Below are 10558 nucleotides of genomic sequence, written 5' to 3' on the forward strand. Positions count from 1 at the left end.
GGCGGCCATGGTTACTTGGCCAGGATCGGTTCGATCGCGGAGCAGACCGACTTCAGGACGGCGGGGATGTCGGCGTCGGCCTTCCACATCGCGTCCAGTGCGGTCTTGCCCTTCTGGGCGATCTCGGCCGGGCTGGTGTGGTTGGGCAGGGTGACGGCGTTCGGCAGCTGGTCGACCACGGCCTCCTGGAGTTGTGCGGCGGTCAGCACCTTGCTGTCGGCGGCGAGCTTCGCGCCGGTGAGCAGCGACTTCCGGGGCGGCGGGAAGAACTGGGCCAGCTTCGCCGAGTTCGCCGGGTTCGTCATGTAGGCGAGGAAGTCGGTGGCCTGCGTCTTGTGCTTGCTCGCCGTCAGGACGCCCACGCCCGCCTGGCCGATGACGGAGTACTTGCCGGCCGGGCCCGTCGGCAGGGGGTACAGCGCGTACTTGAACTTGTCGGTGAGCAGCGAGGCGCGGGAGACCTGGGCGACGGTGAAGGCGGCGTCACCGGCGAAGAAGTCGGCCGTCGTACCGGGGCCCGGCATGGCCTTCGTCTTGAACGCGGCGTCGTGCAGGAAGGTGAAGGCCTGCTGCATCTCGGGGCTGGTGAAGGTGCAGGTCTTGCCGTCCGGGCTCCACGCGGCGGCGCCGAAGCCGGTCCATACCGTGGCCAGCGTGTTCCACGACTTGTAGTCGAAGTCCCGGACGACGAAACCGGCCTTGCCAGTGGTCGCGTGGACGGCCGCTCCGGCGGCGGCGACCTGGTCCCAGGTGAGGGTCTTCGGGTCGATCTTCTGCTTGGCCTTGGCCAGCAGGTCGGTGTTCACGTACAGCGCGAACGGCGAGGTCGAGAACGGGTAGGCGTACAGCGTGCCGTCCCGGCTGAACTCCTTGGTCGCGCTGGCCTCCAGGTCGTCGTACTGCCAGCCGTCGGTCGCCTTCAGCCTGTCGGTCAGGCCGACCAGGGCGTCGGAGGCGATCAGGTCCCTCGACAGGTCGCCCATCCAGGCCAGGTCGGGCGCGTTGCCGCCGGCGATCTGGGTGGTCAGGGTGGTGTTGTAGTCGTCGAAGGGCAGGCTCTCGAACGTGATCGAGGAGATCTCGGGGTGCTTGGCGCGGTAGGCGGCGGCGATCGTGTCGAACAGTTTGAGCTGGTCCTGGTTGGAGGTCCAGACGGCCATGCGCAGCTTGACGTTCGTCGCGTCCGTCGCCCCGGATCCGTCGCCGGACGCGCCGCAGGCGGCTGTCAGCGCCAGTGCCGTCGTCAGCGCGACCGCGCCGAACAGCTTTCTTGCTCTGTTCATAGGAGTGGTTCCTTCGTGCTCTCGGCGCGCTGCGCCTCGGGTTGGCTAGTAGCCGGCGATCTGCGGCCAGTGGAGTTCGATACCGGCCGCCGTCAACCTGCCCTGGAGTCGGTCGACGAGGTCCTCGTCGGTCGCGACCTGGCGTGGGCTCAGACCGAGATCGAGGCAGTACGCCACGAGCTCGCCGGCCGATTCACCGACGTTCCACTCGACCGGATGCAGCCGGTAGGCGCCGTTGGTGATGTGGGTGGTGCCGATGTTCTTGGCGGCCGGCACCAGGTTCTGGGTGGCCACCGGGATCAGCGCGCCGAGCGGTATCTCGAACGGCGCGCACTCGACGTCGATGTAGTTGTCGCCGCCGGTGGAGGGATGCAGATCGATCCGGTACATCCCCACCCCGACCGAGCCCTCGAACCGGGCCGGTCCGGCGTCCCCCCGGGCTTTGACGGAGATGTCCTGCTCGCGCACCGTGGTGAGTGCCTTGATCCGCCGGGATTCGCGGATGTACGGCGCCTGCGCGAACCCGTCGGCGGTGCCGACCAGGTCGCCGCGCAGTCGCAGTCCGGGCCAGCCCCGGCCGCCGTCGGGGCGGGGCGCTTCGGTCTGGAGCCAGTACACGTAGGCGCGGGACTGTGCCTTCGCGGCGTCCAGGTGACGCTGCCGGTCGTCGGTGTCGATGATCGAGCCGCTGACGTAGTCGAGTTGGGGCCAGTTGGCGAGCACGATGTCGCTGTCGTAGAAGCCGTCGGCGAAGTTCTGCCGGGCGGCGATCCGCCGGAACTGCCACAGGTCCCGGTCGCCGGCGTCGAAGCGGGGGTCCCCGGTGGCGTCGCCGGCCGGGTTGACGTTCATGGTTCGCTCCTCCGGCACGAGGGTCCGTGGGTTCGGCGCGACGAAGGACAGCATCGGCGCACCCCAGTACGGCAGTTCGAAGGAGCGCCAGAAGTCGTAGTCGTCCGGCCGGGCGATGGTGTGGTCGCCGGCGACATGGTCGAAGACGAAGCACCACGCGATCGACTGCACGTTGCCCGGATCGGCGGCCTCGGGGGCGCTCGGTTCACCGGTGTCGGACCGCCCCTCGGCCCCGACGACGTACTCGGTCCCGGTCAGGGGCAGCAGGTCGCCGGTCTCGGTCCCGTCGAGGACGTACTCGGCGGTGATCACCGTCTCGGCTCCGGTGCGCGGGTCCGCGACGGTGACGGTGCGGACCGTCGCGTCGCTCACCTCGGCCGCGACGGGCACCGCGGGTTGCAGGACGGTGAGCCGCCCGGTCGACCGGTACGGCGCGAGCAGGGCGGTGATCACCGCGTTCGCGACCCTCGGTTCGTGGCACAGCCTGCTCACCCGGCCGCGGCCCGGGTTGAGTTCACGGTCGGCGCGGGCGGCCGCCGTCAGCGGGTAGTGGTCGCGGTAGTAGCGGCGGATGTCCTCCCGCAACGCGCGGTAGCGCGCGGTGACGCCGAACTGCTCCACCCAGATGTGCTCGTCGGGCGGCACGGCCTGCGAGGTGAGCTGCCCGCCGAGCCAGGCGTACTCCTCGGTCAGCACCACGCGGCGACCGCGTTGCAGCAACGCCAGCGCGGCCGCGACGGAGCCGAGTCCGCCGCCGATGATCGCCACCTCGGCCGTGATCCGGTCGGTCATGACGACGTGTCCGTCCGCGCGACGATGGTGTCCCCCGGTTCGACCTCGGCGACCAGCAGCCGCTCCGTGTCCAGACCGGCCCACTCCTGCGGGTCCGTGGTGATCAGGAGTTGCAGGAGATCGAGTGCCTCGGCCGCCAACTGCTGCCTGGGGACGTGGAATCCGGCCAGGACCCGGCCGTCCACGCGATGGCCGCGCACCTCGCCGAGGGCGGCGACCGAGATCTCTTCCGGTACGGCGACTTGGGCGCCGGAGAGCGCGTGCGCAACGTCCTCGGCCAGGAACGCGTCCTCCGCGATGATCAGGGTGGCCCCGGTCGCCCGGGCCAGCCGGGGCAGGTCGGCGATCCGCTCCTCACCGACCAACAGGAAGGCCAACCGGCCGTCCGCCGAGGCGGCTTCGACGGCACCGCGCCGGTCCCGCGCGGTCGGCGTGTCACGGCCGCGGTGGACGTACAGCGCCTGCTGGTGTCCGTCGGCCGCGGCCTGGTCGATCAGTGCGGTGGTCGGGGTGACGTAGTCGATGGCCACGTACGGCACGGCGGCGGCGGTCTCGTCCCGGCGGCCGATCGCGACGAACGGGAACTGCTCGGCGACCAGCCGTTCCAGCTCGGAGGCGACCATCTGCTGGCCGAGCAGGACGCAGCCGTCGGTCAGCCGTAGCCGCGTCTTGCGGTGGAAGAGGCTTCGCGTGCCGTTCTCGACCGGCGACGAGGTGAAGAACAGCAGGTCCCAGCCGATGTGTTCGGCGGCCCGCTCGATCCCGTTCAGCAGCGGACCGTAGAAGTCCATGCTCTCGGGGGACAACGCGGCCTCGTAGGTGAAGACGCCGATGATCTGGTTGTCCAGACCGGCGAGGCGGCGGGCCGCGGGGTCGGCGACGTAGGTGAGTTGCTCAATGGCCGCCTTGACCCGCGCCCGGGTGGCTTCGGGGACCCGCACGTTCGAGCCGTCGCGGTCGTTCAGCACCACCGACACGGTGGTCTGGCTGACGCCCGCCAGCTCGGCGATCTCGCGTTGGGTGACGCGGCGAGGTCTCGGCGACATCGATCCTCCATCTTGATAATGCCTATCTTCACTTGCAGGTGATGACCGTAACTCACGGATGACCGCCTGGACAAGAACCCGTTGACATCAACGTAGTGGCCTGGAAACGTACCGTTCACGGACTTGAAGATAGGCATTATCAAGGCGCGTCACCGAGCGCCGGACAGGAGCAGACGTTGACCTCCGAGGCCTTCTCCAGACCCACCCTCGATCGCCGGCGCTTCCTCGGCGCGGCCCTCGCCGCCGGCGTCGTACTCGTCGCCGAGTCGACCCCGATCGCGGCATACGCGGCGGCCGGCGACGTCACCCTGACCGCCGGTGGCATCAGCCTGCTGGCCAGCCCGGGCGGCCGGCTCGCCATCCGTGACGCCGCCGGAGTCACACGCTCGGCCGGCTCGAAATTCCAGGTCAAGGACAGTGCCACCGGCATCCACCTGTCCACCGGCGGCACCCCGGCCCTGAGCGCGCTGCCGGACGGGACACCGGCGATCCGCATGGACTACACGTTCGACGTCGCCGCCGCCTCGACCACCGTCACCGGCTGGTTCAGCGTCGGCACCTCCCACGCCGTGCTCGAGTGGCACATCACCGGAGCGGCCACCCTGGTCCCCGACGGCTTCCTGTTCAGCCGGGCGATCCAGGCACCGACCGCGCCCGACGACTACATCGCGATCACCGAATGGGTCCGCGACGCGGGCGGAGGCATCCCGTACGAGGACACCCTCGGCGTCGCGCACACCTCCACCTGGGGAACCGCTCTGCACGGCCTGTTCCTGCTGGACCGCTCCCGCCAGGCCTGGACGAACGCGACCTGGGTGCACGCGCCGGGCGTGGCCGACCCGGCCGGCGGCTGGACCAGCCGGGCCGACTTCTTCTTCTCCGAGACCCACCCGTCGGCCACCGCCACCATCGGCCGGGGCCGTGCCCTCGGCCTCGAACTCACCACCGACCGCGACTTCAACCTGTACGAGTCGCCCGGCGACCAGATGCAGCTCACCGCCCTCGTCGCCAACGGCGGCGCGGCAGCCGCCTCCGTCGACCTGGAACTGTGGGTGCGCGGCTTCGACGGCACACTGCTGGCCTCCACGACCACGACCGGCAGCGTCGCCGCGGCCGGCACCTGGCAGCACACCTTCACCCTGACCGCGCCCGCCGGCGGAATCGCACTGGCCGAAGTGGTGGCCAGATCGGGCGACGACGAGGCGTTCGCCCGGACCAATCTCGCGGTACTCCCGGCGTACGACTACCAGGCCGGCGCGGACAGCATGTTCGGCATCGCCAACTACCCGTGGCTCCAACGGCCCAGCGCGGACGCCCTGTTGGACCTGTGGCAGAAGGTCGGCATCAACCTGGTCCGGATCGCCTACGACGGTGGCCCCGGGCTGCCGCCCGCCTCCTTCGACGCGCGCGGCATGCGGCACAACATCGAACTCCAGCCGTCGCTGACCGCGACCGACATCGAGGCGACCACCTGGGCCGCGGACAATCTGGCGGTGGCGGTCGGCGCCGGCTACTTCGAGGTCGGCAACGAGCTGAACAGACCGTTCAACAGCGGCGACGCCGCGCAGGCGTACCTGAACACGGCGCTACGGCCGGTCTTCGACCGACGCGCGGCCACGGGCGACACCGTCAAGCTGATGAACAACGGACTGGCCGGCATGGACAAGCCGTGGGTGGAGAACTTCATCGCGGCGGGCGGCTGGGACCTGATCGACGCCTTCGCCTACCACCCGGGACGCGGCAACTTCACCCCGGACTACATACCGCCGGGCGACGACTGGAACACCGACGGCGACGGCACCTACTGGAACTTCTACGGTGGCCTCCGTCAACTGAAGGCGCTGATGGCGGAGCACGGTGAGAAGGAGATCTGGCTGACCGAGGCCTACGCGCCGACCAAGCCCAACAGCTGGTGGCACGACACCTACCGGCACGCCGCGGAGAACGTGCTGCTCACCTTGGCGCTGGCGAAGGCCGAGGGGGTCCGGTGCGTGTGCTGGTACCAGTTCCACGACAGTGTGCTCGGCATGCCGCAGGTCGCCGACCCGGACAACGTCGAGTACCACTACGGCCTGATGAACCGCGACCTCAGCCCGAAGCCGTCGCTTCTGGCGTACGCGACAGCGGCCCGCACGCTCGACCAGGCCACCTTCCGGGGCCGGTTGACCTTCGCCGACCCGCAGACGTCCGGCCTGTGGTTCGACACCCCCGACGGTCCCGCGGTCGTGCTGTGGAACCGGGCCGACGGCTACCTGCTGAACACCGCAGGGCAGCGCACCGACTGGCACTTCCCCGCCCCCGAGGTGTGGGTCGACCCCTGGCCGACCAAGACCACGGTCACCGTCGCCGCCACGACCTCCGTACGGCAGGTGGACGCGGTCGGGCAGATCCGCCAACTCCCGGTCGCGGGCGGCAGGGTGACGCTGACGCTCGACGGTGCGCCACGGATCCACTACGGCCTCGTACCGCGCACGGACAGCCAGGGCAAGCACACCCTGGCGTGCGCGCCGGTCCAGAACTGAGGCGGGCGAAGTGCCCCCGCACGACAGCGCACAAGGACAACCGGACCGAGGAGCAACGCCCATGTCCCCCACCACCGCCCCCTGGTGGCGCAGTGCCGTCATCTACCAGGTCTACATCCGCAGCTTCGCCGACGGCAACGGCGACGGCGTCGGCGACATCGCCGGCATCCGCTCCCGGCTGCCGTACCTCAAGTCCCTTGGTGTGGACGCCCTCTGGATCAACCCGTGGTACAAGTCCCCGATGGCCGACCACGGTTACGACGTGGCCGACTACCGCGAGATCGACCCGCTGTTCGGCACGGTCGCCGAGGCCGAGCAGCTCATCGAGGAAGCACACGCGCACGGGATCCGCATCGTCCCGGACCTCGTCCCGAACCACTCCTCCGACCAACACGCCTGGTTCCGGGCCGCGTTGGCGGCAGGCCCGGGCAGCCCCGAACGCGAGCGCTTCGTCTTCCGCCCCGGCCGCGGCCCCGACGGCGCCCTGCCGCCCAACGACTGGGACTCCCGCTTCGGCGGCTCCGCCTGGACCCGGGTGGCCGACGGCGAGTGGTACCTGCACCTCTTCACCCCTCAGCAGCCGGACCTCAACTGGCAACACCCGGACGTGCACGCGGAGTTCGAGTCCGTCCTGCGGTTCTGGTTCGAGCGCGGCGTGGACGGCTTCCGTATCGATGTGGCCCACGGTCTCGTCAAGGACCCCGAACTGCCGGACCTGGCAGGCCACGACGGCGGCGCGCACCCCTTCTGGGACCGCGACGAGGTCCACGACATCTACCGCGCCTGGCGCAAGGTGGCCGACGAGTACCCCGGCGACCGCGCCTTCGTCGCCGAGGCATGGACGGACACCCCCGAGCGGCTCGCCGCCTACCTCCGCCCGGACGTCCTGCACACCGCCTTCAACTTCGACTACCTCATGGCCAGTTGGGACGCGAAGGACCTGCGCGCCGTCATCGACGACACCGTCGCGATGCTCGGCACGGTCGGCGCCCCGGCCACCTGGGTCATGTCCAACCACGACGTCATGCGCCACGCCAGCCGCTTCGGCCGCGAGGCCGCCAGGAAGTGGGTGGCCAACGAGTCCTACGTCCCCGCCGGCCCCGCCGACCTCGAACTGGGCACCCGGCGTGCCCGCGCCGCCGCCCTGCTCACGCTCGCCCTCCCCGGCGGCGTCTACGTCTACCAGGGCGAGGAACTCGGCCTGCCCGAGGTGGAGGACCTGCCCGAGGCCGCCCTCCAGGACCCCGTCTGGGAACGCTCCGGACACACCGACCGAGGCCGCGACGGCTGCCGGGTGCCGATCCCCTGGTCGGGGTGGACCACGCCGTACGGCTTCAGCCCCGAGGCACCCGAGGGCGCCACCGCCATGCCCTGGCTGCCGCAGCCCGCCGACTGGTCGCCGTACACGGTGGAGGCGCAGACCGGCGACGCGACCTCGATGCTGGAGCTCTACCGCGCCGCCCTCCTGCTGCGCCGCGAGCACCCCGCCCTCGGTGACGGCGGCCTGACCTGGCTGGACGCCCCCGCCGGCGTCCTCGCCCTCCGCCGCGAACCCGGCTTCGTCTGCGTGGTCAACCTCTCGGCCGAGCCGTACGAGTTGCCCGCACACACCTCGGTCCTGCTGACCAGCGGCCCCGTCGAGAACAACCGTCTGGCCCCGGACCGGGCAGCGTGGCTCGCGGTGTAGCGAGCCACACCCACGAGTCCCCAGGGCCTGTCCGGTCCCACTCCCCGCTGACCGGACGGGCCCTGGCCTCCTACACCTCCTACACCTCCCCGAAGTAGTGCCCCGTCTCCAGGTCGGCGATCAAGCCCACCTCCACCGGCTCCCATCCGGTCTGCTTGCGCGTCAGCGTGCTCGACGCCGGGCAGTCCAGGGAGGCGACGAGGCCGAGGAAGCCGAAGTGGTCGACCGCCTGCTCGGGCGGCACGCTTCCGGTCGGGACGCCGAGACGGCCGGCAATGACCTCCGCGATCTCGCGCAGCGGCAGCGCCTCGTCGCCGACCGCGTGGTACTGCGCGCCCGCCGGGGCCGACTCCAGGGCCCACCGGTACAGCCGGGCCGCGTCGAGCCGGTGCACGGCGGGCCAGCGGGCGGAGCCGTCGCCGACGTACGCCGACAGGCCCTTCTCGCGGGCTACGGCGATGAGTTGGGGGACGAAGCCCTGGTCGCCGGTGCCGTGCACGGACCGGGGCAGCCGGATGACCGACGACCGCACCCCGCGCTCCGCCAGCGCGACCGCCGCGATCTCGGACGGCTGCCGGATCGCCGCGAACGACCCGGGTTCGACGCTGTCCTCCTCCGTCGCCACCCTCCCGTCGCCGAGCCCGGGCGTGCCCGAGGTGACCACGAACGGCTTGTCGGTGCCCGCGAGTTGCTCACCGATCGTCTCGATGGCGCGCAGATCGGTGGCGCAGTTGGCGGCGAAGTCCGTGAAGTCGTGGATGAACGCCAGATGGCAGACCCCGTCCGCCGCGGCGGCGCCGTCACGCAGGCTGTCGAGGTCGTCGAGCGAGCCCCGCCGCACGGCGGCGCCCACCGCCGTCAACGCCTCCGCGGACGCGTCCGACCGGGCCAGTCCGGTGACCGTGTGCCCGGCGTCGAGGAGTTCACGGACCACGGCGGAACCGATGAACCCGGTGGCGCCGGTGACGAAAACACGCATGGTGCGTTCCTTCGATGAGGTGGGGTGAGCTTGCGCTGCGATGTGTGGCGCTGTGCTGTACTTCGCTGTGTTTCCATCGTGGGCGGGGCACGGGTTCCGGGTCCAAAGCCTGTTTCGCATGAGGCAATACGGATCAAGCATCACAGCAGCTCACATGCCATTTTGGCCGGAGTCCCCACCGTCCCACGCCGTACACTTCAGGTATGACGGACCTGCCTCCCGCGCCCGATCTCGAACTGCGTCTTGTGCGGTACTTCATCGCCGTCGCCGAGCAGCGTCACTTCGGCCGTGCCGCCGAGGCGCTGCACATCACCCAGCCGTCCCTGAGTCGCCAAGTCCGGCGGCTGGAGGAGCAGTTGGGTGCCCGGCTGCTGGACCGTACGCCGCAGGGCACCCGGCTCACGGAGGCCGGGGAGGTGTTTCTGCCGCGCGCCAAGGCGCTGTTGCGCTCCACCGCCCAGGCCGCCGCCGAGACCCGGGCCGCCGCGGAACCCAGCCGCCTCACCGTCGGATACATGGCGAACCTGTACGTCACCCCGGCGGTGCGCGAGGTGCGGCGCCGGCATCCGGACGCCGATGTGCACGTCGTACATCTGGCCTACGACGATGTGCGCGCGGCCCTGTTCGAGCGGCGGGTGGACGCGGTGGTGGCCCGACTGCCCTTCCCCACCGACCAGTTGGACGTCACGGTCCTCTACGACGAGCCGCGCGTCCTGCTCGTACCGCTGGACCATCGTCTGGCCGGCAAGGAGTCCGTCACCCTGGACGACATCGCGGACGAGCCGCTTCCCCGGATGCCCGGCGCGGACCCGGCGTGGAGCGCGTTCTGGCGCATCGACCCGAGGCCCGACGGCCGTCCGGCACCCGGGGGTCCGGTCATCCGGGCCCTGGAGGACAAGTTCGAGTTCGTCGCGGACGGACAGGCGGTGGCCATCGCGGCCGGTCTGCGGCCCGGCCAGACGATCCGCCCCGACATCATGGCGATCCCCCTCCACGGCGTCGAACCGAGCCACGTCGCCCTCGCGACCCGCGCCGGCGAGCACAACCGACTGCTGACCGCGTTCCGGAAGGCGGCCCACGCACTCCTCAGGGCTCCGGCGGAGCAGGCGGAGTAACTCCCCCGCGGTTCGACGGAGGCCCCACCGGTCACCTGCCCGGTGGGGCCTTCCGTTCCGGAGCGGGTGCCCGGGTCAGCGACCCGCCCTGGAGCGGTTGCGCCGGTACAGGGCTGCGCCGCCCAGGAGGAGGGCCGCGCTCGTGACGGCGGCCGGGACTGTGTTGTCAGCGCCTGTGTGGGCGAGCGACGCCTGGGCGGCGGGTTGGGTGGGGTGCCCCTCCACCTCCGTCACCGGTCGTGGCCCCGGGTGCGGCTTCGACGGCGTGGGCGGCGCCGGGGT

General features: G+C 71.0%; 8 protein-coding genes. 3 read left to right on the forward strand and 5 right to left on the reverse strand.

Features of this window, described 5'->3' with window-relative positions:
- Positions 1-11 precede the first annotated feature (11 nt).
- The 3 genes from ACNFOC_RS07670 to ACNFOC_RS07680 are packed head-to-tail and all read right to left on the reverse strand — an operon-like array spanning position 12 to position 3973.
- Entirely contained in the window at positions 12-1283 is a 1272-nt protein-coding gene (locus ACNFOC_RS07670; protein ID WP_416957979.1) for an ABC transporter substrate-binding protein, read from the reverse strand.
- Positions 1284-1328: 45 nt separating this feature from the next.
- Complete coding sequence (locus ACNFOC_RS07675) at positions 1329-2927, reverse strand: FAD-dependent oxidoreductase (protein ID WP_416957982.1); 1599 nt, start codon at positions 2925-2927, stop codon at positions 1329-1331.
- Complete coding sequence (locus tag ACNFOC_RS07680; RefSeq protein WP_416957984.1) at positions 2924-3973, reverse strand: LacI family DNA-binding transcriptional regulator; 1050 nt, start codon at positions 3971-3973, stop codon at positions 2924-2926. The genes ACNFOC_RS07675 and ACNFOC_RS07680 overlap by 4 nt, the downstream gene beginning before the upstream one ends.
- A 176-nt stretch (positions 3974-4149) precedes the next feature.
- Between ACNFOC_RS07680 and ACNFOC_RS07685 the strand changes: the two genes are divergently transcribed.
- Positions 4150-6495, forward strand: a complete 2346-nt coding sequence (locus ACNFOC_RS07685; RefSeq protein ID WP_416957986.1) for a hypothetical protein — start codon at positions 4150-4152, stop codon at positions 6493-6495.
- Positions 6496-6556: 61 nt separating this feature from the next.
- On the forward strand, positions 6557-8182 hold the full coding sequence (locus ACNFOC_RS07690) for a glycoside hydrolase family 13 protein (protein ID WP_416957988.1): 1626 nt from the start codon (positions 6557-6559) through the stop codon (positions 8180-8182).
- Between the two features lie 79 nt (positions 8183-8261).
- Here ACNFOC_RS07690 and ACNFOC_RS07695 read toward each other — a convergent pair whose 3' ends face one another.
- Positions 8262-9161 (reverse strand): SDR family oxidoreductase, encoded by a 900-nt coding sequence (locus tag ACNFOC_RS07695; protein ID WP_416957990.1) that lies wholly within the window; start codon positions 9159-9161, stop codon positions 8262-8264.
- Between the two features lie 203 nt (positions 9162-9364).
- Here ACNFOC_RS07695 and ACNFOC_RS07700 point away from each other — a divergent pair, with 203 nt between their 5' ends.
- Entirely contained in the window at positions 9365-10276 is a 912-nt protein-coding gene (locus tag ACNFOC_RS07700; protein ID WP_416957992.1) for a LysR family transcriptional regulator, read from the forward strand.
- Between the two features lie 75 nt (positions 10277-10351).
- On the opposite strand, the gene ACNFOC_RS07705 is transcribed toward ACNFOC_RS07700, so the two are convergent.
- Positions 10352-10558: LAVTG motif-containing sortase-dependent surface protein (locus tag ACNFOC_RS07705; RefSeq protein ID WP_416957994.1), on the reverse strand; the 207-nt coding region annotated here is incomplete at its 5' end.

This window comes from Streptomyces colwelliae, assembly GCF_048158785.1.
Classification (GTDB): domain Bacteria; phylum Actinomycetota; class Actinomycetes; order Streptomycetales; family Streptomycetaceae; genus Streptomyces.

Bases quoted from the DNA above. Each gene is read 5' to 3' on its own strand.
- ACNFOC_RS07670 (WP_416957979.1), bottom strand. From the start codon at position 1,283: ATGAACAGAGCAAGAAAGCTGTTCGGCGCGGTCGCGCTGACGACGGCA.
- ACNFOC_RS07675 (WP_416957982.1), bottom strand. From the start codon at position 2,927: ATGACCGACCGGATCACGGCCGAGGTGGCGATCATCGGCGGCGGACTC.
- ACNFOC_RS07680 (WP_416957984.1), bottom strand. From the start codon at position 3,973: ATGTCGCCGAGACCTCGCCGCGTCACCCAACGCGAGATCGCCGAGCTG.
- ACNFOC_RS07690 (WP_416957988.1), top strand. From the start codon at position 6,557: ATGTCCCCCACCACCGCCCCCTGGTGGCGCAGTGCCGTCATCTACCAG.
- ACNFOC_RS07695 (WP_416957990.1), bottom strand. From the start codon at position 9,161: ATGCGTGTTTTCGTCACCGGCGCCACCGGGTTCATCGGTTCCGCCGTG.
- ACNFOC_RS07700 (WP_416957992.1), top strand. From the start codon at position 9,365: ATGACGGACCTGCCTCCCGCGCCCGATCTCGAACTGCGTCTTGTGCGG.